This window comes from Halorhabdus amylolytica (genome assembly GCF_004944975.1).
Taxonomy (GTDB): domain Archaea; phylum Halobacteriota; class Halobacteria; order Halobacteriales; family Haloarculaceae; genus Halorhabdus; species Halorhabdus amylolytica.
On the sequence record NZ_SPQG01000003.1, the window covers coordinates 254595 to 279533 of the forward strand.

The window sequence follows — 24939 nt, forward strand, 5'->3', positions numbered from 1 at the left end:
TTTTCGTCGTGACAATACTGGTACCCGACTGGGTCCCGTCCCGACGGCCGAAGCTCCCGAGTGATTCTCCCACCTGAGCGACTGACACGGACAGCGTCGTATCACCCTTCTCGAGGTTCGAGTTCATCGAGTAGTGACATTCGTTCCGGAACGTCGCGAAGCGGATTTTGAGACCATTACACGTCAGTATACGTCGGAAGCTATGGACGTACTCTCGCCCTTATTTATCGAACTCCTGTCTCTCAATGTCTCAGCGAGCGAAGTGGAGCATGACTCGGATGAACACTTCCTTTCCGCCGAATTTGAACCGTACGCTACGTTCGTCCCGCTACGTTGTGCAGGCTGTGACTCTTCTGGGGAAAACTCCAGTACGATCTGTCCTTGACGTCCGTTCGTCGCAGGATGGGTTGGGGCGTCCTCGTGAGCGAAGCGAACGAGGGCTCGGGAGAGCGAAGCTCTTCCGGCGGATTTGAACCGCAGTCACTCTCGTTCGCTCGCTCCGCTCGCTCACCTCCCGTTCCCTGCTTCAAATCCGCCAAACGCTTCATATACACGGCGCTCGTAAGTGAGCGCCGCAAAAATCAGTGGGTTGGGGCGGATTTGAACCGCGAGGACTCGCTTCGCTCGTCCTCTGGGCTCAAACCGCCGAAACCATCCGCTCCTCACGTCCGTTCGTCGCAGGATGGGTTGGGGCGGATTTGAACCGCCGACTTCCTCCGTGTGAAGGAGGTATCATAACCGGACTAGATCACCAACCCGGACATTCCAGCTTTATCCAGCACCCAACTTAACAGTTGTTTTCCGATCCCGAAGAGCCTCACAGTTTCGAAAGGCCAGCGATACGATGGCCCCAACCGGTACGAGGGGATACCCGGATACTCCCCACACCGAGTGCTCAGATCTGCTTTGGGAGTTCGACCGTGAACACACAACCTGTGGACTCCTCGGCCACAGTCGCGGCCAGCCCAGCAGGTCGGTCCGAAGCATTCTCGACGGTGACGGTCCCGCCAAAGCGGTCGACGATAGTGTGGACCAGGTAGAGACCGATCCCGGTTCCGGGGCTCTCGGGCCCCATCTCACCTTTGCCGAAGATTCCATCGATGTTCGCGTCAGGAATACCGGGGCCGTTGTCGGCAACGTGAACCTGGACGTCCGTCTCACTCTCTTCGACGTGGATGTTCACCCGGGGTTCGCCCCCGGTGTTGTGACGGACGGCGTTGCTCAGGAGATTGCCGAATACCGACGACAGGAGTTCGTTACCCCTTACTGATACGCTCGGGATCTCCTCGTCGACCGAGACGACGAGATGCTCGTGTCGCCGTTCGGCTTTCTTGACTTCGGATTCCAGGATGGAGCGCAGATTTACGCTCGCGTACTCCAGATCCGTGTCACTGCCGATCGACTCGACGAAGTCACGCGCGATCGTCGTCAACTCCGAGATGTGGTCGCAGGTGTCCTGAATGCGCTCCAGGTAGGCCTGTCCCTCGTCGTCGACGTGACCACTGACGCCATCGGCCCACCCGATGAGCAACTGGATATCGTTGTTGATGTCGTGGCGGACGAGACGATTGATGACTGCCAACTTCTCGGTTCGCTCTTCGAGTTGCTGCTCGCGCCGTTTCTGTTGGGTGATGTCTCGTGTGATCAACTGAAACGAGTCCGCTTCGCTGTCGACACTCACCGGCACGACGATGTTGTGGAAGTGCCGATATCCGACGCTGTCCTGGAACGTGACCGCCGAGTTGATCGTGAGAGCTTTCCGACCCTCTTCTAAGCGCCGGGCCGCCGTCTCTTTTGGTAGAATGTCCGAGAGATGTTGTCCGACCAGCGCCGATTGTGACGTGTCGAACGACCGTGCCATGGCCTCGTTGGTTGCCTTGATCGTCCCGTCGTTGCCGACCTGTGATATCTCGTCTGGTGTGTTGTTTACCAGCAGTTCGTACTTTTCGCGCGCCCGTCGCTGTGCGACGACGTTCTGGATCCGGTTGGCGAGAAGGTCCAGTTGTCCGCGCTCTGCGATCTCTTCTTTACGCAGGTAGTCGTCGACACCAGTACTGATCGCCCGACTGGCGGTTTCCTCGTCGCCCTGGCCGGTCAGTAATACGAAAGGCAAGCCGTACTCCGCTTCGACGCGTTCGTACAGTTCGAGGCCGGTCATCTCCGGCATTTCGAAGTCACTTACGACGCAGTCGATGGCCTCACGTTCGAGCACTTCAAGGGCCTCCGGCCCGGAACTCGCCTTTCGTACCGACAGTGCCCTCGAATCGGCGAGTTTATCCGAGACGACAGTCCGAAAGAATCCACTGTCGTCGACGAGTAACACGTCGATCGACGACGGCTCTATCATATACGATCTCAGCCTGAGATAGTGATATATCTACCTCCGAGGTTTTCGAATCCGATAATCATCCTTTTACTCGGGAGACAGTATACGTCCCAGAGGCCGTTCGAAGTCCGGCTATCGCTTCCCCAAGAGGGGGCTCCAACCGATCACTATCGATCGGTGGGATACTGAACTGTCACCTGGGTCCCGAGTTCGGAGCCTTCAGTTGTCCGATCGATAGTCCTCGATCTTCTCACGGGCGTCCGCGATGGCCTCTTTGGCCTCACCCTCGGCGTTGTTCTGTAGCTCGGTCAGGTCGGCTTTGATCGAATCTAGACGGCTCGGTTCGGGTTCGTCCTCGTTGCCGGTCACCTCGTCGAACCGCTCTTTGATCGGTTCGAGTTCCTCCTCGACACCCTTCTTGGCCGTCTCGCCCGCTCGCTTGAGGTAGTACCGTGCGTCTTCGAAGTGCTTGTTCATACTATCTAATATGCCAACCAGGAACAAAACGGTTGTGGCGACCTGTTCGGTAGCGACCCGTCCATGAACGGCCTTGCTGTCAGCACTCAGTACGTGGGAGACTCCTCGGGGACGCCCTCACGGTGGTTCCGAAGTCGTGCCAGCGCGAACAACAGATCCGACAGTCGGTTCAGATACGTCAGTGGTTGTTCCCGGATCGTTCCTGTCTCCTCGGCCAGCGCGACCGCACGTCGTTCGGCTCGCCGACAGACTGTTCGGGCGTGATGGAGTGCACTCCCCGTCTCAGACCCGCTCGGGAGGACGAACGACTCCAGCGGCGGGAGTTCCGCGTCGAACTCGTCGATCCAGGCTTCGAGTCCCTCGACGTGAGTGACTTCGATAGTCGGGTCGTCCCCGGGACTCGGGTTCGCGAACTCCGCCTGGAGGACGTGCAGGTGGTTCTGGACGCTCCCGAGGACGTCGTCCACGTCATTGTCTCCCGTGGGTCGGATCGTACCAAGCAGGGCGTTGAGTTCGTCGACTGTGCCGTAGGCTTCGATGCGCGATCCCGCCTTCGATACCCGTGAGGCGTCTCGAAGATCGGTATTGCCGTCGTCACCGCGACCGGTATACAGTGACATGGTCTCTCCAAGTGGCTCGAGACTCTTAATCCCGGACGAAAATGGCCGGCGCCCAAACGTTGAGGGTGATCGCCGACCGAGTACAGGTATGGCCGAGACATCGAAACGACACTGCCCGCGGTGTGAGACGACCCGTGCGTTCGTCCGAACCGCTCGCACGACGATGGAACTCGGGACGAAAGTCAAGTGGCGCTGTCCAGAGTGTGGATTCAGCGTCGTCAACATCGAACCGGGTCACTCGATCGAAGCGCCGGCCTGAACTCCGTTCGTTTCCCGACTCGAACTCACGGGGATCCGTCGGCTTTATCTCAAAATACAAGAAGCAGGGGGTCTTACGGTAAATAGTGTCAATGCCCGAGTCGATCACCGTCCTGCTCGTCGACGAAGACCGGGACATTCTCGACATCACCGCCACCTTCCTGGAGCGTGAATCCGAGCGTCTCGATGTCGAGACGGTGACCCGGACGGCACAAGCACTGGACGTCCTCGAGACTGATCCGGATGCCGTCGACTGCGTGGTCAGTGACTATACGATGCCCGGGATGACTGGTGTGGAGTTCCTCGAGACCGTCCGCGACCATGATCCGGAACTCCCTTTCTTTTTCTTTACCGGTCGCGACCGGTCAGAGATCGAGGCACAGCTCGACGCGGACGCCATCGACGGCTATGTACAGAAAGGGACCGGCACTGAACGCTATGCAGAACTCGCTACCGACATCGTCGACACTGTCGACGACTGAGCGACTGGAGACCGTCAACGCACGCTGACGCCGACGACGGAACCCGTCGAACGTATCGAGCCGTCACTCGCCGGTGAACTCGGGATCGCGGTCCTCCTGGAATGCGTCGATCCCCTCGAGTAGGTCGTCGGTGTCCCGCAGGAGGCCGAACGCCCGCGCCTCGATTTCGAGTCCCGCCTCGACGTCGTCCTGACCCCTGTGCATCGCCCGCTTGGTCAGCTCCTGGGCGATCGGCGGGCCCGCCGCGAGTTTGGACGCGAGTTCGTCGACGCGTTCGTCGAAATCGCTCTCAGGAAGCACCTCGTTGAGGAACCCGTAGTCGGCCATCGTCCCGGCGTCGAAGTGATCAGCGGTGAAGACGATCTCCTTGGCGCGTCCTTCGCCGACGAGCCGCTGGAGGCGCTGGGTACCGCCCCAGCCGGGCATCAGTCCCAGATTGTGTTCTGTCTGGCCGAAGACGGCGTCTTCAGTCGCGATCCGCAGGTCGGCGTGGGTTGCCAGCTCCATCCCGCCACCGAGACAGAAGCCGTCGATCGCGGCCACGACCGGCATCGAACACTCCTTGACGGCGCCGAAGGCCTCCTGACCCTTGCGGGAAAGGTCGGCCACGTCGACGGCACTCCCCTCCGTGATCGCCGAGAGATCTGCACCGGCGGAGAACGCCCGGTCACCCGATCCAGCGAGGACGACGGCCCGCACGTCGCCGTCCGTGTCGAGCGCCTCGATCACGTCGGTTAACTCCTCGAGCAGCGTCGGGCTGATGGCGTTCATCCGTTCGGAACGGTCGATCGTGATGCGTCCGATCCCGCCCTCGATGTCGACCAACAGCGTCTCGTAATCGGCGTCGACACTCATGCGTCGAACCCCCCGCTGTCGGCTGCCGTCCGCAGGTACTCGGCGGCGACGTAGCGCTCGGCACCGGTCTCTTCGTGAGCGGCGTCGAGCGTCTCGACCAGGGCCTCCAGTCCGACGTCCTCGGAGAGCGCGACCGGGCCATCGGGGAAGCCCGCACCGAGTCCCATCGCCTGGTCGATAGCGTCGGGCGTCGCCACGTCGTTGTCGAGCAGGGTGGCCGTCTCGTTGGCCATCACGGCCAACAGCCGGTGTTCGACCTCCGCGCGAGTGTCAGCGTCCTCGTAGTCGGCACCGCCGTCGTCGTAGTCGTAGAATCCCTCGTCGGTCTTGCGGCCGAGGCGCTCCTCGTTGACCGCCGCCTCCAGGAGCGGCGCAGGGTCGTAGGCGTCGCCCACGATAGATTGGAGATACTCGAGGATGTGTAGCGTGACGTCGTTGCCGATCTGATCGCTCAGTTCGAATGCACCCATCGGCAGCCCCAGGTTCTCGGTCGCGGTCGCGTCGACTTCCTCGATCGTCCCAACGTCGTTTTCGACCAGCCAGGCGGCCTCGTTAAGCATCGGGATGAGGATCCGGTTGACGATGAACCCGGGGCTGTCCTTGCGGACGCGGACCGGTGTCTTCCCGAGGGCCTCGGCGAGCGCCTCGATGGTTTCGAGGGTCTCGTCGTCGGTGTGTGCCCCCCGGATGACTTCGACCAGATCCATCCTGACCGGTGGGTTGAAGAAGTGCATCCCACAGAATTGCCCCGGCCGCTCGGTCAGTTCCGAGAGGTCCGTGATCGAGAGGCTGGAGGTGTTGGTCGCATAAATCGCGTGTTCCGGTGCGTACTCGTCGACCTCTCGGTAGACGTCTTCCTTGATGTCGATGTCCTCGGGGACAGCTTCGATCACGACGTCCGCACCGGTGACGGCGTCCTCGACCGGAACGACTGGCTCGATCCGGCCCCGGGCGGCATCGGCCTCCGCCTCGGTGATGTACTCCCGGTCGGCCATCTTCTCTAAGCTCCAGTCGATCTGGTCGTATCCGTCCTGGACGAGTTCTTCGTTGATGTCCCGCAACCTGACGTCGTAGCCCGAGAGGGCGGCGACCTCCGCGATCCCGTGGCCCATGGTCCCCGCACCCAGCACCGCGAGCGTGTCGATGTCGTCTACAGTCATGCGTTCGTGAGAACAGTCGACTGGCGAACAGTTGAAAGTTCCCCCAACATAATCGACCATGTAAATATGCCCGCGGGCACGCCGATCGTGTGATCCGGATCGGACGGGTTTAAGTGAGCGTCGCCGCTAGTCCGGACACCCATCCCCGGTCGGCCGGCTAACCCATCACCCGGAAGTGGCCGCTGACCGGGACGCGCTCTCGAAATACATGCTTCAGGAAATACGCGAGGACGTACGCACGGCGAAGGCAAAGGACCCTGCCGCCCAGGGAACCGCGGAGGTCATCCTCACCTATCCTGGCCTCCAGGCCGTCTGGATCTACCGGGTCGCCCACGCACTCTGGAACGGCGGATACAAGCTCACCGCCCGCTTGCTCGCTCATTTCGCCCGCCTGCTGACGGGTGTCGAGATCCACCCCGCCGCCGAAATCGGCGATCGACTGTTCATCGATCACGGCATGGGTGTCGTGATCGGCGAGACAGCCGAAATCGGCGATGACGTCCTCATGTATCACGGCGTCACTCTCGGTGGTAATTCGATGCGCCGCGAGAAGCGCCATCCGACGATCGAAGACGGTGCCACGCTCGGTGTCGGCGCCTCGTTGATCGGGAACATTACGGTCGGCGAGAACGCCACCGTCGGCGCCGGCGCGACGGTCATCGAGGACGTCCCCGCTGAAACGACCGTCGCCGGCGTTCCCGCGGAACCGATCGACGACGGCGCGGCGACAATCGAGGCGCCCGTCGCCGGCGAGGACGACGACTGACCCCGGTCGAGAACGCAACCGATCGGAATCCGTTTTGCTGTCCCGTGCCAATTTTCTCGTGTGACTGACCCGTACGATCACCTCCGTGAGGATCAAGCTTTGGCTCCCCTCGTGGCCGACTACGGCGAGCTCGCTCTCGAACCAGCCGAAGACCCCTTCGAGCGGCTAGTCGTTTCGATCGTCCGCCAACAGCTTTCGATGGCTTCGGCCGACGCCATCGAGGAGCGACTCTTCGAACAGTTCGACGTGACGCCGACGGCGTTACGCGACGTGCAGGTCGAGAAGTTCCGGGATGTTGGCCTCTCGAAACGAAAGGGACAGACGGTTCGCAACGTGGCTGTCGCGTTCGACGAACACGGGTACGACCGGGAGTACTTCGCGGCATATTCAGACGATCAGGTACTCGACGAACTGACGGAAATCACCGGAATCGGTCCCTGGACAGGGAAGATGTTCTGCATGTTCGCACTGGGCCGCGAGGACGTCTTCCCGGTCGAAGATCTCGGGATCAGGAAGGGAATTCAGGAGATCGACGATGATGACCTCGATCGGGACGCAATGATCGACCGGGCCGAACGCTGGCGGCCCTACCGGTCGATCGCGTCGCTATATCTCTGGCGTGCCCTAGACTGAGGAGACGGGCAACAGCGGCCTACAGCGAACTCTTGATCTTCTCGAAAAAGCCCTGCTCGACCTCGATCTCTTCGCCGCTGGCCTCGGCGAACTGTTCGAGGGCATCGCGCTGCTCGTCGTTGAGCGATTCGGGCGTATAGACCTGCACAGTGACGTAGAGATCACCGTTGCCACGGCGACGCAGCCGTGGCATCCCCTTGCCCTGCAGGCGGAACGTCTCGCCACTCTGGGTTCCCGAAGGAACCTCCACCTCGACGGGACCCTCGAAGGTCGGCACCTCGATCGTGTCGCCGAAGGCGGCCTGCGGGAACGTGATCGGTGCGGTGTAGTGCAGATCGTCGCCGTCACGTTCGAATTCATCGTGATCGTCGATCTCGATCTCGATGAGCAGGTCACCGTTCGGGCCGCCGTTCTCACCCGGCGCGCCCTCCCGTTCCATTCGGAGGCTCTGCCCGCTCTCGATCCCGGCGGGAACCTCGACGGACAGCGTCGCCTCGGTGCGGACCTGTCCGTCACCCCGGCAGGTCGAACACGTGTCCTCATAGAGCGTCCCTTCACCCTCACAGCGCGAACAGGTCGTCGTTTGCTGGACGCGGCCCATCGGCGTTCGCTGGACGCGTGTCACCTGCCCACGGCCCCCACACTCCGGACAGGTCCGGCTGTCCGCTCCCGGCGGATGACCGCTGCCGCCACAGTCCGAGCAAGTCTCCGGCCGCGTCACGCTGAACTGTTTCTCGATTCCTTCGTAGGCCTCCTCTAAGTCGATCGTCAACCTGGTCTTCAGATCCTGACCCTGCTGGGGCCGATCCCGTCGACGGCTCCCACCACCGCCGAAGAACTGGTCGAAGATATCGCCCATGTCGCCGAACGGACCACCACCGCCGAAGGGGTCGCCTCCGGCACGGCCGCCGGCACCGGCGCGTCCGGCGCCCCCGCTTCGGTCGTCGAACCCGCCGCGTTTTTCGGCTTGCTCGAAGCGCTCGTGACCCATGCGGTCGTAGGCCTGGCGCTTCTCCTCGTCGGTGAGGACCTCCTTTGCCTTCTTGACCTGCTTGAACTTCTCCTCTGCGTCGGGGTCGTCGCTGACGTCCGGGTGGTACTCGCGGGCCTTCTCGCGATAGGCCTCCTGGATCTCCTCTTCGCCTGCGTCCCGGGAGACACCCAGAACCTCGTAGAAGTCCTCGCTCATTCGTTATCGCGGGGTATGCGATTGAGACACTTCAAAAGCCCGGGTCACCGACGCCGGTCGCTGTCCCACCGCTGCGGGAACACCGAACGCGGACTGTCGTGGAACGATCTTTTATGTCGCACCGGATGCAACGAGGGCGTATGTTCGTCCCACTGGCGTCCGGCGTGGACGCGACGCTGATCAACGTGGCCGGCGGTATCGTCGGGGCTGGAAGCATCCTTCTCGCGTTGGCATGGTGGCGTCATCTCGTCCGGTGACGGGCCTGCTCTACCGTCGACAGTCGATTCAATCACCTGTCTCATCAGGTGATTCGACGCGCTCGCGGAGCCATCCGGCTGCTGCGGATACTGTTCCGATATCGTTGCCCGATAATTTGAGTCGGACGTTTTCCCCCGGATAGCTACCGACCGTCACGTCGAAACGCTCGCCGACCGCTTCGATCCGATCGAGCAGTGCGCTCTCGGGTTCGGCCGCGTAGACCGTCTCGACGTGGATCGACTCCCCCGAGAAGTCAGTCGCTACCTCCCCGAACATCGCTTTCATCTCCTCGGGCACACCCGGCAGAACGTAGACGTTCGCGAGGACACAGCCGGGTGCGACGCCCTCTTGATTTGGAATCATCCGCGCGCCCCGCGGAATGTCCGCCGTCTCCTCGGTGAGGTCTTCCCGAGTGTAGCCGTGATGTGATTCGATCCATTCGAGGGCTGCCTGGTTCCGTTCGAGACTGACGTCGAAGGCCTCTGCGACAGCCCGCATCGTGACGTCGTCGTGGGTCGGACCGATCCCGCCGGTCGTGATGACAGCATCGTAGCGCTGCCGGTAGTCGTCGACCACCTCGGCGATGTCCTCTATCCGGTCCGGGACGACCACGATCCGCTCGACGCGAACGCTTCGCTCGGCCAGTTGCTCAGCCAGCCAGGCCCCGTTGGTGTTGACTGTCTCCCCGGCCAGCAATTCGTCGCCGATCGTGACCAACCCGACGCGCATGTCACGGCGTCGGGACCCGACAGACAAAGGGGTGACGCACGGTCGACGGCCAGGTCTGTGGGCGTCGCGGCGGCTTCCCGATCAAATCGACGGCCGGGGCATCGACTCGATCTCCGCGATCTCACCGGTTTTCTGGACGCGATCGTACTGCCGACGCCAGGCATCCTTCGGGAAGAGGTCGTTCCGGTCGAACAGCGCTCGCGCGTCGTCGGTCAGCCTGTAGAACTTGTAGGGGAAGCCCCGTACGCGATCGCCGGGTTCTACGACGAGTTCCTCGAGCACGCCGGCCTCCTGGAGAATCGAGAGGTGCCGACGGATAGCATCTACTCCCAGACTGGGGTTCATGTACTCGAGTTCTGGGACGCTTGGCGCTCCCTTCGGGTGACCGACGACATCCGCGAGCAGGTTCGCCCGCGTCTCGTCGGTCGCCCGTTGGAGGGCTACCCACGCATCGAATACCTCCCCGCTTCCATCCTCGTGCGTCCCCCCGTTCGATTCCATGTGGAACGACACGTGTTCCTCAAAAATAAAATCACAGTTAGATAGATAGCCGGTGGTGTGCCCGGACGGGGAAACCACACCGTATTAGCCCATCCCGGGCGGCGGTCCGCGATCGCGTGGATCGTCGTCTTCCTGATCGATGTCTAGCCCGAGTTCTTTCCGCCGCTCCTCGAGTTTCAAAATCTGCCGGCGATAGTACACGAGACCGACCGCGCCGACTGTCAGGACGATCCCGGCCAGGCCGCCGAACAGCCACACGTCACGGCCCCGGTAGAACGACACGAGGATCGAATCCCGATCGACTGACTCCCATCTGATCACGACACGATCCCCCACGGTCCGTGTCGTGTAGTCTCCGGGGACGGCACGCGAGACGAACGGGATAGCGATCTCCCGACCGGGTGGCAGGAGAACCTCGTGTGACCCGTCGACGACGACGGGCGTCCGGAAGTCCGGGCCGGATCGCTCGACGGCGAACGCCATCGTTCCGTTCCGGGCCGGCGGCTCGATGGTTATTTTCGATCGCCCGGCATCCACGTCGAAAGCCGAGTTGTTGACCACGGTCCCGTTCTCGTAGCGGAACTGCAGCGCCGAGATCGGCAACGCCTGGTTCGAGCCGAGCGCGTCTTCGAGGTAGAGCTCTACCGACGTCCGGTTCTGCAGGTCGAGTACCGCGGTGTAGTTGTTTGTGTAAATGTGATAGGTTGCCGAGGCGTTGGCTTCCCAGTCGTAGGTCGCGTTCTCTTTCAAATCGGCGTCGCTGACTGGCGAGAGACAGCCAGCGATGGCGAGCAGTACGAGCAATCCGACCGCCGCGAGGGCGAGGCGCGTCCGTCCGGTCATGGCACAACGGCGAGCAGTTCGGCGGGCAGGTACGAGCCGATACTTGCGAGCAGTCCCGGCGGATCCGTCCCTTCGGTGCAGACGATACTCTGTTCGAGCAGGCCGAGGCGTTCGACGGTGACGATGTCCTCGGCGTGTCCGGCCCGGTTGACCGTCGCCCGGACCTCCGCCCGGGTCGCGCTGTTGACGTTGACCCGGCCGTCCCCGCGCGTCCAGTCGAAGAGACGATCGCGCTGGTCGTCAGCCAGTCGTCCCGTCGCGGGCACGTCTCCGTCGGGACCCGATTCGTAAACGAACGTCAGGGGAACGTGCTGGACGAGGCCCAAGCGCGTCCGGATCTGTTCGGGCGAGCCTGCTCCGAGGCCGATCCCTTCAGTCGGGATCCGGATCGGTTCGCCCGCGTCGAGGACGAACCCCTCGTCGTCCCAGGACTCGAGGGTGCCGACGTATCGTTCGCCCGTCTCGAAGTGGGACGTGATCGTTCCCCAGTGCTCCGCCAGCAGGTTCCGGGCGACGGGGGCGTCCTCGCCCGAAAGCGTCACCGAGGGGAAGTCGTCCTCGCGGACGCCGACGTCGTACTCGACCGCGAGGTCCGCGAGGTCGTTGTCCAGTAGCGAGCGAAGCGAGTCCAGCGTCCGGTCGCGAGCGTCACCGCTGACGTAACACTTGGTAGCGAGGACGACCATCAGGCGTTGACGTCGATGTTGAGTTCGTCCGCAAGCGTATCGATGCGTTCGTCCATGGCATCGACTAACGCCGTGTTTTCCATCGATTCCAGGGCGGACCCACAGTCGGGACACTCGAACCCGAAGTCCATCGCCTCCTCGAACTCGAATCGGATCCCACAGTTTTCACAGAGGTAGAACTGGTGGTCGAGTTCGTATTCCCGGCGCTCGACGAGTCCCTCGTGAAGGTCGTGCATCTCCGATTCGAGTTGTTCGGGGATGTTGTCGTACTCGAAGGTCCACAGATACGTCAACCATCCCGAGTCCTCGTCTCGGAGGCGACGGTAACTCGCCAGGTCGTTCTCGTAGAGGATGAACAGCGCCCGGCGGACGTCGTTCAACTCGAGACCGAGTTCCTCGGCGAGTTCCTCGTCGGTCACTTCTCCCTCGGGCGGCGCCGCGGCGACGGGCATGCCCTTCGGTCCCACCAACTCGTGGAGGTACTTCTGTATGACGGGATCTTCCAGGTATTCCTCAAAAGCCATTAGGTGTTCATGAGTCCGTGAGTCGTTTAAATTCACCGAACCGACAGTGGCTGGCTTACCCTTCGGGGGCGTCCTCGGCGTCGACCACGCGCTTGCCGGTCTCCTTCGGGACGACCCGTTGATCGGCGTCCTCGAACTCCTGGTCGAGTTCGGCCCCATCGAAAAGTCGATCGAGGAAGACCGCGAGCGCGGCGATCTCGGAGTGGGGCTGGTTCGTCACGCCGACGTTGTAATCGGCGCGTTCGTATACCTCGAAGGGGACCTTCTCTGCGCCGACGACGATCAGCAGCGGCTCCTCGCGATGGGCCGCCCGGAGATCGTCCTCGACGTCCTGGATCGGTTCGCCGTACATCGTCAGGTGGACAATCTGACCGTCCCAGGAGCGAATCCGCCCCAGCGGTTGATCGGTCACTTCGACATCGAAGGGACCGCCAAAACGGTCGGTGATGTCCGCGATCGTCTCGCGGCGACCCTCGGCGACGTCTTCGAGAACGAGTCGATCGGCCCCCAGTGCCCGGGCTGTCAGTCCGACGTGGGTCGTCGTGCGCTCGTCACGGCCTGGACGGTGACCGAGTCTGAGGACGACGACCGGCGGATTCTCACGCATTGATTCAGGCGTTCGCGAGGGCGTCGTCCAGTGTGCTTCTCACGGCCGACTCGTCGAGCGCGCTGACGATCTGCCCGTCGATGATGAGCGTCGGCGTCGACGTGACGCCCGCCTGGGAGACCGCAGTCGCCGTTGCGCGCACCGCGTCGTCGTAGGTCCCGTCCTCGATAGCGGTCCGGACGGCCTCGATGTCGCTGACGCCGACGTCCTCGGCGAACCCGACGAGTCGGTCGGTCGTCGCCCACGTCTCGCTCGGATCGCCCTGGTTCGCCATCACGTGCTCGTGATACGCCCAGTAGTTGTCCGGATCGGTGTGCCAGACGGCCAGTCCGGCCTCCGCCGCACGCGGGGCGTCCTGTCCCATCCAGGGCCCCTGGTTCGTGTAGGCGAGCGCACGGTGCTGAATAGAGAGATCTCCAGGTTCGACGTACTCCCCGACGATCGTCCCCAGGAACCCCGAGGAAAAATCCGCACAATGAGGACACTTCCAGTTTGCGACGTACGTCGCTGTCACGGGCGCGTCCCCGTCGCCCATCGTCTCGTATTCGTATTCTCCCGGGTTTGCCGGGATCGGAGCACTCGCTACGGCGCCGTCTGGCGGATCTGCGCTCGTTTCCTCGTTGGCACCCAGACAGCCGGCGAGAAGTGCCGTGCCCGCGGCGAGCGCCCCACGACGCGTCATCTTTCGAGTCATTGACCAGCGATTGTAGCTTGCCCCTCTTATGTCGTTCGTCGTCGTCGGCAAGAGCACTCGTCACTCGATAGCGTCCCGGCAGTTCTATACGCCCCACTCCGCTAGGCCAGACCGTGCAGATCGTCGGGTATCGGAGCGCCGTTGACGGACCGGCTGAACTGGTCTTCGCCGAGGACGGAAACGTTCGTCGGGAGCCACTAGATCCGGGAACGGACGTCGCCTATACCCTGGAGCAGCGTCACTGTGCCGGCACGATCACCGACGATCGTCACGTCGTCTGTGACCGCAACGCTGCACCGTATTGTCCCCAGCACACGGACCGCTGGCCCTGTGCCCGCTGTCAGGGGGACTGTGATCTTCCCCTGGAGAGTTGCCGTGAGGAACACGCAATCTATCTGGCCGCCTTCGCCCCCGCTCATTTCAAAGTCGGCGTCACCCGGTCGTGGCGACTGGAGACGCGCCTCCGCGAACAGGGTGCCGACCGGGCAGCCCACGTCCGGACGGTCGAGAACGGCCGGATCGCCCGTCAGATCGAGATGGACATCGCCGAATCAGTGGGAGACAGCGTCTGGGTCGACCACAAGCTGGCGGGGCTCCACCGCTCGGTCGACGACGCGGCCTGGGAACGCCTGCTCGCTGACTTCGACGTGCTCGATCGGTTCGATTTCGAGTACGGCCTGGAGCTGGTCGACCGACCAGTCGCCGAGACACTGTTGACAGGCACTATCCAGGGGACCAAAGGGCGAGTCCTCGTCCTTGAAGGAAACGGAACGGCGTATGGGGTCGACATGCGGAACCTCGTCGGCCATGTGATTGCCGAGAGCGAGACGGACCGAGATCTCCAGACCAGTCTGGGATCGTTCAACTGACGGGATCGTTCAACTGACAGGATCGCTCGATCCAACGGAGAATTATTTCAAAATAGAACGTCCATATCAGAAAATACTTATCGCAAGCATGTGGGGCAGTAGGTATGCGACGCGAGGTGTATCTCGGCGTGGGGGTCGGAATCGCGTGTCTGCTCGCGGTACTCGCGCTACTGGTCGTTCCCGGAACGATCGCCAGCCAGGAGAGCGATGCGCCGGGCAGACTCCACGTCGAGGAGGTAACCATCGCGCCCGGGGACGTCACGGGGAACGCGGCCACCCTGGAGTTCGGCGTCGCGATCAGACACCGCGGCGGTCCGTCCCGGAACGTCTCGCTCTCGATCAGGGCGATCGATAGCGAGTCCGGGCTCCTCGCCGCGGAGACGACGACCAGTCCCGGCCGGGTCACCGGCGACCGCGAACACTGGGTCAGAACGAACCTGACAGTCGAACGCGAAGGGGGCTACGACCTCGTCGCCATCCTCTACGAGGACGGTCGCCGGATCGACGCGGAACGCGGATCTGTCCAGGGCGTCGAGGGGCTCTCCCCGACTCCGATCACGTTCAAACGCTTCGAGACGGGGATTCCGACGATCGCTTACACGATCGAAGAGACGGACGCAGATCGAACCACGCTGTCGGTCCGCACCCATCTCTGGAACAGTGGTGTCGAGTCCGCCGAGGGCGCGACTCTCGAAGTAGTCGCCCGCCAGTCGGAGTCGAACGTCGTCGCCGACCGGGCAAGCGTCGACATTGGGCGGATCGAATCCGGGCAGACAGTCACGCCGACGACGGAGTTAGCGGTCCCCAGTGGCTACGGGTATCACCTCGATGCGGTCCTGAAACACGACGGAGTGATCGTGAGTTCGGCCTCGTCGATCGCGGATCTCGATCCGGACAGAGAAATCGAAGCGGACACGACTTTCGAGAGCGTCCCGTTCGAAGCCGCGGACTTCACGGAGGAATCGGACGTGAGCGGACCGGGTGAGGAGAGACGCACCACCGAGACGTCCGGTCCGGGGTTGGGGCCGCTGGCGGCGTTACTGGCGATCGCTTCGTTTGGGATCGTCCTGCGGATCCGCGGGGGCAGTCATGACTGAGGAACCATCCACCGACGTAGACGAAGGCGGACAGACCGAGCCAGCAAAGGGCGACGAGTCACCGGAGAACTCGGGTACAGGATCAGCCGTCAGCCCGCGGGGGACAGAACCGGCGGTCAACCGACGAAAGCGGATCGTCGGGTACGTCGAACTCGGTGCACTGGCGCTCCTTTCGTTGCTCGGTGCCGTCGCTGTTTTCGGGGCCTACACCGGTGGGCTTTCGGCCATCGATGTCTGGATCGCCGACGAATACCGGCCGATCTTCAGGACGGTATTCAATCTCGTCGTTCTCGGGCTGGTCGGCATCGGGCTGTCGGTACTGCTTCGGCGTCGCTTCGAGTACTGATCGCGTGAGGCCACGGTCCTTGACACATCGACTGTACGGCCAGGACTGTCGAGTCAGTTCCTCGTGCCATGCGCTACTGTCGACGGACGGCAATCCTTTTCCGGGGGCATGCCGAATCCCGGTGTATGACGGACGAAGAACCCAACGAGGCGAACGACGCCGAGGAAGCGGACGGAGACGAAGAGAAGTCCTTCCGGGAGCGTGTCGAGGAGATCCGACAGGAGCGCGCCGAGGAGGGGGAGGACATGGACATGGAGGACCGCCGCGAGCGCATGGAGGAGGCCATGGGCGGGGGCGGTCCCGGTGGTCCCGGCATGGGCGGAGGGAACCCGTTCGCCCAGATGATGAGCGGCATGATGGGTGGCGGCCCGGGTGGACCCGGCGGTCGAGGGCCGGGACAGATGGGACCGGACGAGGGCGAGAGCGACGGCGGCAACGAAGAGCTCACCCGTGAGATGCGGAAACTCCGGGACGAGGTCCACGACGTCCGCCGGGAACTCGAGCGGATTGCCGACGCACTCGAGGGATAGACGGTTAAACGATCGAAACGACTTTCACGACGTCAGTTTTTTCCGGAGATAATCGATGGCGTCCGATCCGTTCCGATCACGCTGGGCCTGGATTCTCGCCATCGTCGTCCTGTTGGTCGGCACTACTGCCACTGTCGGCGTATGGGAGGCCGTCGACGCACCGGGGACATCGCCGACTTTCGAAACAAATATTTCCGACGCGCAAGCCTCGCTGGGGGCGATGACTGGCGTCAGAGAGACGGTCATCGAACGCGACGACGAAACGATCACGACGATCGAACGGGTTTGGCGTCGCCCCGGGACCGGCCAATATCGGATCGAGGTCGTCGGCGGGACATCCACCGCATCCGATCTGAAGGTCTCTGACGGGTGGACGCTATGGTTGTACGACGATGACGACGAACGCGCGGTCAGGATCGAACTAAACAACACTGTTCCGTCGGGGAGTCCTAATCGGATCGAACAGCTACTCGCGATCGTCAACCGCACCGACGCGGACGAGACGGCCCAGAGCAGCGATATCAGTCCGTTGCCTGTGGTTCCCACTGACGGTGAGCAGGCCGGCTCTGCAATGGGTGTCGCTGGATCGCTAACCGTGAGTTACGAGGGGACGGCGACCGTAGCCGATCGCTCGACATACGTGATCGAACTCCGGTCGAATGCGAACACCTCAGCGTTCGTCTCTGATTTCACCCAGACAGTCTGGCTCGATCAAGAGTGGTACGTGCCGCTCAAACGAGTCACTGATTATCGTCGGAGCGACGAGAACGTCTCGATCACAGTCGGGTACGAGAACGTGACGTTCGATCCCGACCTCCCGGACGATCGGTTCCGGTTCGATCCACCAGCGAACGTGACCGTGGTGGACGCGGACCGACCACGACAGATGCATTTCGTCGACCGCGCCGGCTTGCGGGCGGCGAGTTCCTTCACGTTGCCAAAGCCGTCGTTACCCGACTCGTTCAGCCTCGTCGATGCGACCAGGACGGTCGGTCAACGCGTCCGGAGTATCGGCCTCCAGTACGCCAGCCCGACTGCGAGAGTGACGATATCGAAGAGCAACCTGACGTGGTACGAGCCCGGAACCGAGGGCCAGTCAGTAACAGTCGGCAACCGGACGGCGACGCTCCGTAATCTGGGAACGGAACTCCGGATCTCCTGGACGTGTGACGACGCCCGATACTCGGTCGCCGGGACGGGCGTTTCGGCCGAGGAATTGGTCACGGTCGCCCGGTCGGTCAGCTGTGAGTAACCGTCGGGTAGGGAGTGTCGTCGACCCGTGTCACTCCTCGTAGGCGAGGTTCATCAGCCACTGGGTGAACTGGTCGCTCCGGGGATCAACCTCCTCGTCGCCGACGAACGGCGAGAGCATGTCTCCGGCCATCAACAGCGAGAAGTCGAGATCCTTGGCCGTCGGTTTCAGATAGTACGTGTTGTGTCCATCGTAGACGGCCTCCTCCCGTTCGATCATCTCTTGGTCGGCCAGCGAGTCGACGATCCGGCTCCCCTTGCGGGAACTGACGTCCAACTCCTTCCAGAAGTCACTCTGGTGGATCCCGCCGGTCTCCCTGATGAGTTGTAGTCCCCGCCGTTCGTCCTCCGAGAGGTCCGTCTCGGGATCGGCGCTGCTCATGTGCACTTGTGGGGCAGGTCGCCGCTTAAACCTGACCTTCGACGCGTTCGTATTCGGTCACGCAGGGTGGTCCGTCGGCGTACCAGTACTCACGTTCCTCGTCGCCAAGCGCCAGCAGCGACGAGGAACGTGTACCGAATCCATCCTCGTGCACGCAGACACCGTACTCGTGGTCGGCAATCGTCTCCGCTGCCCGGTCGAGCCACGCGTCGCCGGACTCGCCGGGTTCGGGCTGAAGTGCGGTCCGAAGTGCGTCGGCGTTCTCCGCCTGTTCGTGGCCCGCCTCGGCCCTGCGCTCGGGGATCCGATAGCGACCGTCGGACCCGACGTTGACGACGACGTGGACGCCGGGCTCGAGCGTCCGTACCCGCAGCGAACCGTCCCACTCCAGATAGATCGCCGCGTTCTCGTCGGCGACGACGAGGTTGAACCCATCGTAGTCCGCCGCCTGGAGTTCCTGTTCGACCAGCCGCACCCCGTCTTCTGCCGTGACGGTGCCGAGAACGTCCCTGACGAGTAGCCCGCGCGAGCGATCGCCAGAGGGCGAATCGTCGAGCCAGCGGTTGGTGATCGCGGCCAGGACTCCGTGCTCGTTGTAACCGATCCAGGTGCCACCGGCCGATCCGTCCAGCGGAGCGAGGATCGCCGGCTCGGTGTCCCAGACGGTCGGCGGGTCAGACGGTCGGTCGATCGCCTCGTCGCGGTTGGCGGCCACGGCAAGGGGGATCTCGCCGAAAACCTGCCAGGCAAAGACGAGTGTACACACGGTTACAGATACGGGCTTAATACGGATTATTGTAGTGATGTATCGGTATCCGTCGACCCCGGGGTTGGCGTCATCCGGAAAGAATCTACAATAATCCGTCTGAGTGGATTAACGGGAATTAGGCACTAAGTCCCCTTCCTCAAGGAGTCGTTCGAGAGAGCAAAGCTCTCTCGTGATCACGAAAATCGGAGATTTTCGGACGACCTGTGGAGACTGCGCTCCCTACGGACACCAATTCGGTGTCTGCAAAGCGCGTCATCGAAACAGGAAGTCCCACCCTCAAGGAGCGAACCGCGTCAGCGGTGAGCGAGTAGGGTGGGGTAGTTCACAGCCGGCGACAGTGGTCTTTGCGTTCAGCCGTGCCGGATCTGTTCGACGACCGCAGTCCGATCGATCGTCCCAGAGACGGTCCGTGGGATCGCGTCGGCGATGACGATCGACTTTGGCACCTTGTAGGGAGCCAGTTCGTCGCGACAGGACTCCTCGATGTCACCGGGCGTCGGCGCGCCGTCCCCATCCGGGACGACCAGTGCGGTAACCCGTTCGCCCCACTCGTCGTCCGGGATGCCGACGACGGCCGCCTCCGCGACGTCGGGTCGGGATTCGATCGTCGCGGCGACTTCGTCGGGATCGACGTTCTCGCCGCCGGTGACGATGAGATCGTCCTGACGACCGACGACGTACAGTCGACCGTCCTCGTCGCGATAGCCCAGGTCGCCCGTGTGTAGCCCGTGTTCGTCGAAGACGGATGCTGTCTCCTCGTCGTCGAGGTAGCCGGGCGTGACCGTCGGACCTTCGATGACTATCTCGCCTGTCTCGCCCGGGGCAACCGACTGGCCGTCGTCGATGACGGCAACCTGTGTGAACATGAGTGGCTGGCCCACAGTGCCGGGATTGTCAAAGACCTGTGCCGGCGTTGCAGTGGCGACTTGCGAGGCCGTCTCGGTCATGCCGTACGTGGGGTAGACCGGTACGCCCTCGCCGTGACAACGGTCGATGAGGTCTCGGGAGGCGGAGGCACCGCCCAGGAGGACAAACCGGAGTGATGCCGGAGGCTTCCAGCCCGATTCGAGCAGCCGCGAGAGCATCGTCGGGACGAAAGAGACACCCGTCACGTCGTAGTCGTCCATGACGGCGGCGCTCCTCTCGGCATCGAACTCGGACTGGAGGACCATCGCCGTCCCGTACAGCGCCGATCGGACGATCGGGGCGAACCCGCCCATGTGGGCCATCGGAATGGAAACGAACCAGCGGTCCTCGCGGTCGACGCCGAGCCGGAACGCCGAGGCGATCGCGCTGGCAAAAAGGTTCGACAGCGTCAGTCGAACTCCCGCCGGCTCGCCGGTCGTCCCCGAGGTGAACATGACGACGTGGGTGTCCGAGGGATATCGCGCGCGCGGATCTGTCCCGTCACAGGTTCCCGGAACGGCGTCCACCCCGGGCACCGTCGACCCGTCGACCGAGAGGATTGCAGGTCCCTCGACGATCGGGACCGAGCCGGCGGTCTCGTCGGTACAGACGATCGCGTCCGGGTTCGCCTTCTCGATTAGTGTCTCCAGTTGTTCGGTCGGCTCCCGGACGTCAAGCGGGACGACGGCAGCACCGAGCCGCCAGGCAGCGTGTGTCGCCCGCACGAAGTCGATCCCCGTCCGCATCGCGATCCCAAGGCGGTCCGGCCGGCCGTCGTAGGCCTTCCGAAGACAGCCGGCCAGTCGATCGGCCTCGTCGAACAGTTCCTCGTATGTCCAGGTCGCTCCCGTCGCTGCCTCGATCACGGCCGTCCGATCGGGGGTCGCGCTCGCCCTGGCGGTCAACGGGTCGATCTGTGGCCAGGTATCGAGAGTACGCATTATCAGTGGATCCGTCCGGCCCACACTTGAGTGACTCCCCAATTCTCATCGCCCTGTAGGCCTACCGTATCCCGATGTCGACGCCGATCCCCGGCGCGTCCGGAAGGGACATGCGACCGTCTTTGACGGGGGCCGGATCGACGGCGAGGTCCGCCGCCAGACGATCAGCGGTTGCCAATCCACAGGCCCGCTCGATCCCGAGACTGGCCGCCAGGTGGAGCGCCGCCGTCCGGGCCACGGCGCCGTCGATCGTCGTCGTGACCACCGGGTCGACGCCCCGATCCCGTGCCCGGAGTGCGATCTCTCGTGCCCGATGGACGCCCCCGAGTGCCATGGGCTTCAAAACGAGTCCATCCGCCGCGTCAGTCTCCAGTATCGAATCCACCCCCCGCTCGGGAAGCGATTCGTCGAGCGCGATCCCGACGCCACGGTCACGTAGGGCAGCGTGACCCGTGAGATCGTCCGCGGCCAGAGGCTGTTCGACGTACGAAACCGACAGGTCCGTCAGTCCCTCGATCGCCCGCGTCGCCTCCGGACGCGACCAGGCCCCGTTGGCGTCGACGCGAAGATCGATGTCGCCAACTGCTTCGCGGACTGCCCGAACGCGTTCGAGGTCCGCTTCGACGGACCGAACCCCGACCTTGACTTTCACCGTCTCGAACCCGTCCTCGACAGCGTTCCGGGCCGCCTCAGCCGCCGCTTCTACCTCTGCATCGCCGATCGTCGCGTTGACCGGGACCGACGTTCGGTATCCCTCGGCGAGCCACTCCGCGAGCGGGACCGCACGTTCGCGGGCCGCCAGGTCGGCGTGGGCTAATTCCACAGCGTGAGCGGCGGCGGGCGTTTCCGTCGGATCTAGCTCCGCGCGATCACGATCACCGTTGGCTACCGCCCGGAGTGCCCGCTCACACTCCTCGAAGGACTCGGTCCAGCCAGCCAGCGGCGTGGCCTCACCGACGCCCCGCACCTCATCGTCCTGGAGTGTCACCAGAAACCCCTCACGGGAGCCGATATCGCCTGCAGCCGTCGCGAGTGGCTCTGAGAGCGACAGCGAGAAGGGCTCGACCTTCATCAGATCACCGTCGGGACGGAGAGGCCGACCGCAAACAGCAGGGCGTGGACAGCCATGAGTTTCCCCGTCCGTTCGAGCGCTGGATTCAACGCCTCGCCGCTCCGTTCGGTCGTGACCGTTCGCGTGACCGAGATCGCCAGCGGCAGCGACAGAAGCGGCAGCAGGACGAACGGACTGAACGCCGCCAGGAGCCACAACGCGACGGGGACGACGTACGCCAGCGCGACCAGCACGACGTATTCGACCCGACTCCACCGATATCCCAGAATGACTGCCAGCGTTCGCTTGCCTGCTTCCCGGTCGCTCTCGATGTCCCGGATGTTGTTGACTACGAGAATCGCCGTCGAGAGCCCTGCCGCGGCCAGGCTGGCCAGCACGGCGTCTGTCGGGACCGTGCCTGGCGGGATCCAGATGGGGAACAGCCCCACGTCAAGCGTCGCGACGGCCTGGACGTAGTACGTCCCAGTCACCGCGATCATGCCGAAGTAGACAAACACGAACAGATCTCCCAGTCCGTAGTACCCGTACGGGTAGGGTCCGCCGGTGTAGAGCAGTCCGGCGAGGATGCTCGATAGGCCGACCACGAGTATCGGCACACCTCCGACGGCAACAAGGTACAGACCTACCACGAGCGCCAGTGTATAGGTCCCGACCATGGCGGCCTTGACCTGCTGGGGCGCGATCAATCCGCCGGCCGTGACGCGGGTGAACCCCTCGCGGTCGGGTTCGTCGGTCCCCTTCATCGCATCGAAGTAATCGTTGGCGAAATTCGTCGCGATCTGGATGAGGAGCGCGCCGATCAACGCAGCCGCTGCCGGAAGCAGTGTGAAGACGCCGTCGTGGACCGCCAGGCCGACGCCGACGATCACCGGCGCCGTTCCCGCCGGGAGCGTCTGTGGCCGCGCGGCCATCAGCCACGCCCTCGTCTTCGAGATGTCCGCCGCTGCCGTACTCATTGTCGTCGACTCGGGTCCGGATCGGCGTCAATGTTTGGAGTTACGCGATCAGATGACCAACAGTAGGATCGCGAGCGAGAGGGTCCCACCACCGATCAGCACTCCGGCAAGAGAGGTCTTCGCCATCCGGACGAGCGTGTCGGTCGGCGAACGATCCGAAACGACGATCGGGTCGAGACCATCCTCGGCGACCCGCCCGACGGCGGTCACTCGATCGCTTTCGATCGCTCGTTGTTCGAGATAGCGGCGCCGACCGAGCGATAACGTCCGGGCGAGCCGACGGAACGGCTGGGGCGGGTCACGCCAGATCGTCCAGCCCGGCGCCCCGGATACCGATCGCTGGAAATCTGCGATGCGCTCGGGTGGCTCTTCGTCCGCTCCGACCGTCGCGACGACCTTCTTTTCGAGCGTGACGGTACGGACTGCTTCGACGACGGCGACCGTTCCGGTGGCAGTACGGAGCGTGAACGGGTGGGCTGCCGTTCGTTCGTGGATCGTCACGAACCAGGGGAGGAGGTAGGGGCTCAGCCGGCGTTCCTCGATACCGTACCGGAGGACCGCACAGTCGGTACCCGAGAACGGTGTTGTGATCGGATCCTCGATGGACTCGATCGTCCCGGAGACCCGGACGAGCGTTCCCGAATCGAGGCTGTCGATCGAATCGACGTCTTGTGCACGGAGGACGGCCGTGGCTCGCCAGACGTATCTGACGGAGACCGTGAGGACCAGCAATCCAGCTACACCGAGTCCCAGGCCGAACAGTTGTATACCGGAGAGTCCTAACAGGAGGGCCATGTACGACTGGTGCGTCCGGCCCGTTGAAGTATTTCACGTGAAATCTCCGAATAGTGGGCAGAATCGCTCGTCCCTGGGTTGGAGGCGGAAGGCCGGTCGGCAAAAGCAATCAAAAACACCAAGCCGCCGATGGTATAGCCGTTGAGAAAGTCCAACATCACGCTATCGATCATCGGTTGATCGGGCCCGTCAGGCCGGGAACTCGCTGCGATGGAGAGCGCCGTCAGAATGATACTGATAACGACGAGATTGATTCTGAGTATCCGCGAAGCCTTGTTATCGATATCGTTGAGGGTCTAGATCTGGTTGGCAATAGTCCGGTGTGCCTCTTCACGGGTGATTTGCAGGTCGTCGATATCGCCATCGTCGGATCCCGAACCCCCGCCACTCATATTTCGATTGGTAATGATAGCAAAACATAACGATATAAGAATGCCGTTCCTCTGCCGATCTCACTCCCGCCGCCCACGCACGACCGACTGAACGTGCTCGGGAAAGATTTCGTCGATCACACCGTCCCCATATTCATCCGCCAGCACAGACCTGAGTTCGTGCTCGTAGTCGCCTTTCGCCAGTTGCTCGCTCGGCTCCGTCTCGATCCGGAGCAACTCGTTAGCCAGATCGTCGATCGTCGCCCGGCCGTAGCCCGCGAGCGGCGCGATGTACTGGACGCCGTGGCGATCTTCGAGGCTCTGTGCGAACGACCGCGGCACCGTCGGCGCGCGGTCGTCTCGCCGGGTCCCGTCACTGACGGTGTCGAACCCAGCCCCGGCCGTGGCTTCGAGGGCGGACTCGTGGACTTGCTGTATCCCGTTGCGGGGATAGCCATCGTCGATCATCTGCTCGATCGCTTCCACGGCGATCGCGTGGTCGAGTTCGATCGTCTCGTGGGCCAAACCGAGCCCAGCAGCGGCTTTGCGGGCATTCTCGGCGGCGTCGGTCACGCCGAACGTGACCGTCACGAGTGTCACGTCGAAGAAGGGATCGGCGAGTAGCGCTGCGAGCGCGGAGTCTTTCCCCCCGCTGAAACACAACCCGAGACCCATTTACCGGCGCTTGATGTCGAAGCTCTTGGAGTCGGGGGTCAACTCGCGGAGGAGTTCGGCCATCTTCTCGTCGTCGATCTTGCCCTGGATGCGCCCGCTCTGGGCGATGGCGACGAGCTGACTCTCGACCTGCTCGGCGACCTCGGGTTTGGACATCTTGAGGGTGTTCAGGCGCTTGCGGGCGTCGTCGGTCAAGTGCTTGCGCAGGACGGCCTTCTTTTGGGCCTCCGCACGTTGCTGTGCGGCTTCCCTGGCTTCCCCTTCGCCCTCTCCCTGTCCCGCCTGCTCGCGTAGCTGCTCCATGCGCTCCTCACGGAGCCGCTCCATTTCCTCGTCGGATGGTTCTCCACTCATGGTAGCCACTACTTGTC

At 63.1% G+C, this 24939-nt stretch carries 28 protein-coding genes, 1 tRNA gene and 1 pseudogene; 9 read left to right on the forward strand and 21 right to left on the reverse strand.

What is annotated here, in order from left to right:
- Positions 1-683: 683 nt before the first annotated feature.
- The 4 genes from E3374_RS05955 to E3374_RS05970 all read right to left on the reverse strand — a co-directional run bounded on the left by E3374_RS05955 (position 684) and on the right by E3374_RS05970 (position 3423).
- Positions 684-758, reverse strand: a tRNA-Val gene (locus E3374_RS05955).
- A 137-nt stretch (positions 759-895) separates the two neighbouring features.
- Positions 896-2347 (reverse strand): response regulator, encoded by a 1452-nt coding sequence (locus E3374_RS05960; RefSeq protein ID WP_136688114.1) that lies wholly within the window; start codon positions 2345-2347, stop codon positions 896-898.
- Between the two features lie 198 nt (positions 2348-2545).
- Positions 2546-2803: a DUF7553 family protein gene (locus E3374_RS05965; RefSeq protein ID WP_136688116.1), complete on the reverse strand. Its 258-nt coding sequence runs from the start codon at positions 2801-2803 to the stop codon at positions 2546-2548.
- 86 nt (positions 2804-2889) lie between these two features.
- Positions 2890-3423: a cob(I)yrinic acid a,c-diamide adenosyltransferase gene (locus E3374_RS05970; RefSeq protein ID WP_136688117.1), complete on the reverse strand. Its 534-nt coding sequence runs from the start codon at positions 3421-3423 to the stop codon at positions 2890-2892.
- Between the two features lie 88 nt (positions 3424-3511).
- On the opposite strand from E3374_RS05970, the gene E3374_RS17090 reads away from it, so the two are divergent.
- Together E3374_RS17090 and E3374_RS05975 are read left to right on the forward strand one after the other, a co-directional pair.
- Complete coding sequence (locus E3374_RS17090) at positions 3512-3682, forward strand: DUF7838 family putative zinc beta-ribbon protein (protein WP_169051786.1); 171 nt, start codon at positions 3512-3514, stop codon at positions 3680-3682.
- Between the two features lie 91 nt (positions 3683-3773).
- Positions 3774-4163 (forward strand): response regulator, encoded by a 390-nt coding sequence (locus tag E3374_RS05975; RefSeq protein ID WP_136688119.1) that lies wholly within the window; start codon positions 3774-3776, stop codon positions 4161-4163.
- Positions 4164-4226: 63 nt separating this feature from the next.
- Here E3374_RS05975 and E3374_RS05980 read toward each other — a convergent pair.
- A pseudogene (locus E3374_RS05980) lies at positions 4227-6178 on the reverse strand (3-hydroxyacyl-CoA dehydrogenase NAD-binding domain-containing protein).
- A gap of 208 nt (positions 6179-6386) precedes the next feature.
- On the opposite strand from E3374_RS05980, the gene cysE reads away from it, so the two are divergent.
- Both cysE and E3374_RS05990 read left to right on the forward strand, forming a co-directional pair.
- Complete coding sequence (gene cysE, locus E3374_RS05985; RefSeq protein ID WP_136688121.1) at positions 6387-6944, forward strand: serine O-acetyltransferase; 558 nt, start codon at positions 6387-6389, stop codon at positions 6942-6944.
- Between the two features lie 60 nt (positions 6945-7004).
- On the forward strand, positions 7005-7577 hold the full coding sequence (locus tag E3374_RS05990; protein WP_136688122.1) for a DNA-3-methyladenine glycosylase family protein: 573 nt from the start codon (positions 7005-7007) through the stop codon (positions 7575-7577).
- A gap of 19 nt (positions 7578-7596) precedes the next feature.
- Here the strand turns inward: E3374_RS05990 and dnaJ are convergent, their stop codons facing one another.
- From dnaJ to E3374_RS06030, 8 genes are all read right to left on the reverse strand, one after another.
- Entirely contained in the window at positions 7597-8766 is a 1170-nt protein-coding gene (gene dnaJ / locus E3374_RS05995) for a molecular chaperone DnaJ (protein ID WP_136688123.1), read from the reverse strand.
- A 285-nt stretch (positions 8767-9051) separates the two neighbouring features.
- Positions 9052-9753, reverse strand: a complete 702-nt coding sequence (locus E3374_RS06000; RefSeq protein ID WP_136688125.1) for a competence/damage-inducible protein A — start codon at positions 9751-9753, stop codon at positions 9052-9054.
- 81 nt (positions 9754-9834) lie between these two features.
- Complete coding sequence (locus E3374_RS06005) at positions 9835-10254, reverse strand: helix-turn-helix domain-containing protein (RefSeq protein WP_136688126.1); 420 nt, start codon at positions 10252-10254, stop codon at positions 9835-9837.
- Between the two features lie 84 nt (positions 10255-10338).
- Positions 10339-11097, reverse strand: coding sequence for a DUF5803 family protein (locus tag E3374_RS06010; RefSeq protein WP_136688127.1), 759 nt, complete (start codon positions 11095-11097; stop codon positions 10339-10341).
- A complete protein-coding gene (locus E3374_RS06015; protein ID WP_136688129.1) occupies positions 11094-11783 on the reverse strand; it encodes a DUF2110 family protein in 690 nt (229 codons plus the stop codon). The genes E3374_RS06010 and E3374_RS06015 overlap by 4 nt, the downstream gene beginning before the upstream one ends.
- Complete coding sequence (gene tfe / locus E3374_RS06020) at positions 11783-12307, reverse strand: transcription factor E (protein ID WP_136688130.1); 525 nt, start codon at positions 12305-12307, stop codon at positions 11783-11785. Before tfe ends, E3374_RS06015 begins: the two co-directional genes overlap by 1 nt.
- Before the next feature lie 55 nt (positions 12308-12362).
- A complete protein-coding gene (locus E3374_RS06025) occupies positions 12363-12914 on the reverse strand; it encodes a tRNA (cytidine(56)-2'-O)-methyltransferase (RefSeq protein ID WP_136688132.1) in 552 nt (183 codons plus the stop codon).
- 4 nt (positions 12915-12918) lie between these two features.
- Positions 12919-13608 (reverse strand): DsbA family protein, encoded by a 690-nt coding sequence (locus tag E3374_RS06030; RefSeq protein WP_136688134.1) that lies wholly within the window; start codon positions 13606-13608, stop codon positions 12919-12921.
- Between the two features lie 113 nt (positions 13609-13721).
- Here E3374_RS06030 and E3374_RS06035 point away from each other — a divergent pair, with 113 nt between their 5' ends.
- From E3374_RS06035 to E3374_RS06055, 5 genes are all read left to right on the forward strand, one after another.
- Positions 13722-14477, forward strand: a complete 756-nt coding sequence (locus E3374_RS06035) for a DUF2797 domain-containing protein (RefSeq protein WP_136688136.1) — start codon at positions 13722-13724, stop codon at positions 14475-14477.
- A gap of 104 nt (positions 14478-14581) precedes the next feature.
- Positions 14582-15574: a DUF7490 domain-containing protein gene (locus E3374_RS06040; protein ID WP_136688137.1), complete on the forward strand. Its 993-nt coding sequence runs from the start codon at positions 14582-14584 to the stop codon at positions 15572-15574.
- Positions 15567-15920 carry a hypothetical protein gene (locus E3374_RS06045; RefSeq protein WP_136688138.1) on the forward strand — a complete coding sequence of 118 codons (354 nt, stop codon included), beginning with the start codon at positions 15567-15569 and terminating at the stop codon, positions 15918-15920. Before E3374_RS06040 ends, E3374_RS06045 begins: the two co-directional genes overlap by 8 nt.
- A 125-nt stretch (positions 15921-16045) precedes the next feature.
- A complete protein-coding gene (locus tag E3374_RS06050; RefSeq protein ID WP_136688140.1) occupies positions 16046-16450 on the forward strand; it encodes a hypothetical protein in 405 nt (134 codons plus the stop codon).
- Positions 16451-16505: 55 nt separating this feature from the next.
- The gene (locus E3374_RS06055; protein WP_136688141.1) at positions 16506-17702 is read left to right on the forward strand and encodes a LolA family protein; all 1197 of its coding nucleotides are present in this window, start codon (positions 16506-16508) and stop codon (positions 17700-17702) included.
- A gap of 30 nt (positions 17703-17732) precedes the next feature.
- Here the strand turns inward: E3374_RS06055 and E3374_RS06060 are convergent, their stop codons facing one another.
- The 8 genes from E3374_RS06060 to E3374_RS06095 all read right to left on the reverse strand — a co-directional run bounded on the left by E3374_RS06060 (position 17733) and on the right by E3374_RS06095 (position 24922).
- On the reverse strand, positions 17733-18083 hold the full coding sequence (locus tag E3374_RS06060) for a helix-turn-helix transcriptional regulator (protein ID WP_136688142.1): 351 nt from the start codon (positions 18081-18083) through the stop codon (positions 17733-17735).
- A 25-nt stretch (positions 18084-18108) separates the two neighbouring features.
- Positions 18109-18849, reverse strand: a complete 741-nt coding sequence (locus E3374_RS06065; protein WP_136688143.1) for an NRDE family protein — start codon at positions 18847-18849, stop codon at positions 18109-18111.
- 353 nt (positions 18850-19202) lie between these two features.
- Entirely contained in the window at positions 19203-20699 is a 1497-nt protein-coding gene (locus E3374_RS06070; RefSeq protein WP_136688145.1) for a class I adenylate-forming enzyme family protein, read from the reverse strand.
- Positions 20700-20760: 61 nt separating this feature from the next.
- Positions 20761-21771 carry an o-succinylbenzoate synthase gene (gene menC / locus E3374_RS06075; protein ID WP_136688147.1) on the reverse strand — a complete coding sequence of 337 codons (1011 nt, stop codon included), beginning with the start codon at positions 21769-21771 and terminating at the stop codon, positions 20761-20763.
- Complete coding sequence (locus E3374_RS06080; protein ID WP_136688148.1) at positions 21771-22727, reverse strand: 1,4-dihydroxy-2-naphthoate polyprenyltransferase; 957 nt, start codon at positions 22725-22727, stop codon at positions 21771-21773. The genes menC and E3374_RS06080 overlap by 1 nt, the downstream gene beginning before the upstream one ends.
- 48 nt (positions 22728-22775) lie before the next feature.
- A complete protein-coding gene (locus E3374_RS06085) occupies positions 22776-23522 on the reverse strand; it encodes a hypothetical protein (protein ID WP_136688150.1) in 747 nt (248 codons plus the stop codon).
- A 452-nt stretch (positions 23523-23974) separates the two neighbouring features.
- On the reverse strand, positions 23975-24568 hold the full coding sequence (locus E3374_RS06090; protein WP_136688152.1) for a DUF7411 family protein: 594 nt from the start codon (positions 24566-24568) through the stop codon (positions 23975-23977).
- The gene (locus E3374_RS06095; RefSeq protein ID WP_136688154.1) at positions 24569-24922 is read right to left on the reverse strand and encodes a DNA-binding protein; all 354 of its coding nucleotides are present in this window, start codon (positions 24920-24922) and stop codon (positions 24569-24571) included.
- Between the last annotated feature and the right edge of the window lie 17 nt (positions 24923-24939).

Coding starts and splice junctions, on each gene's coding strand:
- E3374_RS05960 (WP_136688114.1), bottom strand. CDS start 2,347: ATGATAGAGCCGTCGTCGATCGACGTGTTACTCGTCGACGACAGTGGA.
- E3374_RS05965 (WP_136688116.1), bottom strand. CDS start 2,803: ATGAACAAGCACTTCGAAGACGCACGGTACTACCTCAAGCGAGCGGGC.
- E3374_RS05970 (WP_136688117.1), bottom strand. CDS start 3,423: ATGTCACTGTATACCGGTCGCGGTGACGACGGCAATACCGATCTTCGA.
- E3374_RS17090 (WP_169051786.1), top strand. CDS start 3,512: ATGGCCGAGACATCGAAACGACACTGCCCGCGGTGTGAGACGACCCGT.
- E3374_RS05975 (WP_136688119.1), top strand. CDS start 3,774: ATGCCCGAGTCGATCACCGTCCTGCTCGTCGACGAAGACCGGGACATT.
- cysE (WP_136688121.1), top strand. CDS start 6,387: ATGCTTCAGGAAATACGCGAGGACGTACGCACGGCGAAGGCAAAGGAC.
- dnaJ (WP_136688123.1), bottom strand. CDS start 8,766: ATGAGCGAGGACTTCTACGAGGTTCTGGGTGTCTCCCGGGACGCAGGC.
- E3374_RS06000 (WP_136688125.1), bottom strand. CDS start 9,753: ATGCGCGTCGGGTTGGTCACGATCGGCGACGAATTGCTGGCCGGGGAG.
- E3374_RS06005 (WP_136688126.1), bottom strand. CDS start 10,254: ATGGAATCGAACGGGGGGACGCACGAGGATGGAAGCGGGGAGGTATTC.
- E3374_RS06010 (WP_136688127.1), bottom strand. CDS start 11,097: ATGACCGGACGGACGCGCCTCGCCCTCGCGGCGGTCGGATTGCTCGTA.
- E3374_RS06015 (WP_136688129.1), bottom strand. CDS start 11,783: ATGGTCGTCCTCGCTACCAAGTGTTACGTCAGCGGTGACGCTCGCGAC.
- tfe (WP_136688130.1), bottom strand. CDS start 12,307: ATGGCTTTTGAGGAATACCTGGAAGATCCCGTCATACAGAAGTACCTC.
- E3374_RS06025 (WP_136688132.1), bottom strand. CDS start 12,914: ATGCGTGAGAATCCGCCGGTCGTCGTCCTCAGACTCGGTCACCGTCCA.
- E3374_RS06030 (WP_136688134.1), bottom strand. CDS start 13,608: ATGACTCGAAAGATGACGCGTCGTGGGGCGCTCGCCGCGGGCACGGCA.
- E3374_RS06040 (WP_136688137.1), top strand. CDS start 14,582: ATGCGACGCGAGGTGTATCTCGGCGTGGGGGTCGGAATCGCGTGTCTG.
- E3374_RS06045 (WP_136688138.1), top strand. CDS start 15,567: ATGACTGAGGAACCATCCACCGACGTAGACGAAGGCGGACAGACCGAG.
- E3374_RS06050 (WP_136688140.1), top strand. CDS start 16,046: ATGACGGACGAAGAACCCAACGAGGCGAACGACGCCGAGGAAGCGGAC.
- E3374_RS06055 (WP_136688141.1), top strand. CDS start 16,506: ATGGCGTCCGATCCGTTCCGATCACGCTGGGCCTGGATTCTCGCCATC.
- E3374_RS06060 (WP_136688142.1), bottom strand. CDS start 18,083: ATGAGCAGCGCCGATCCCGAGACGGACCTCTCGGAGGACGAACGGCGG.
- E3374_RS06070 (WP_136688145.1), bottom strand. CDS start 20,699: ATGCGTACTCTCGATACCTGGCCACAGATCGACCCGTTGACCGCCAGG.
- menC (WP_136688147.1), bottom strand. CDS start 21,771: ATGAAGGTCGAGCCCTTCTCGCTGTCGCTCTCAGAGCCACTCGCGACG.
- E3374_RS06080 (WP_136688148.1), bottom strand. CDS start 22,727: ATGAGTACGGCAGCGGCGGACATCTCGAAGACGAGGGCGTGGCTGATG.
- E3374_RS06085 (WP_136688150.1), bottom strand. CDS start 23,522: ATGGCCCTCCTGTTAGGACTCTCCGGTATACAACTGTTCGGCCTGGGA.
- E3374_RS06090 (WP_136688152.1), bottom strand. CDS start 24,568: ATGGGTCTCGGGTTGTGTTTCAGCGGGGGGAAAGACTCCGCGCTCGCA.
- E3374_RS06095 (WP_136688154.1), bottom strand. CDS start 24,922: ATGAGTGGAGAACCATCCGACGAGGAAATGGAGCGGCTCCGTGAGGAG.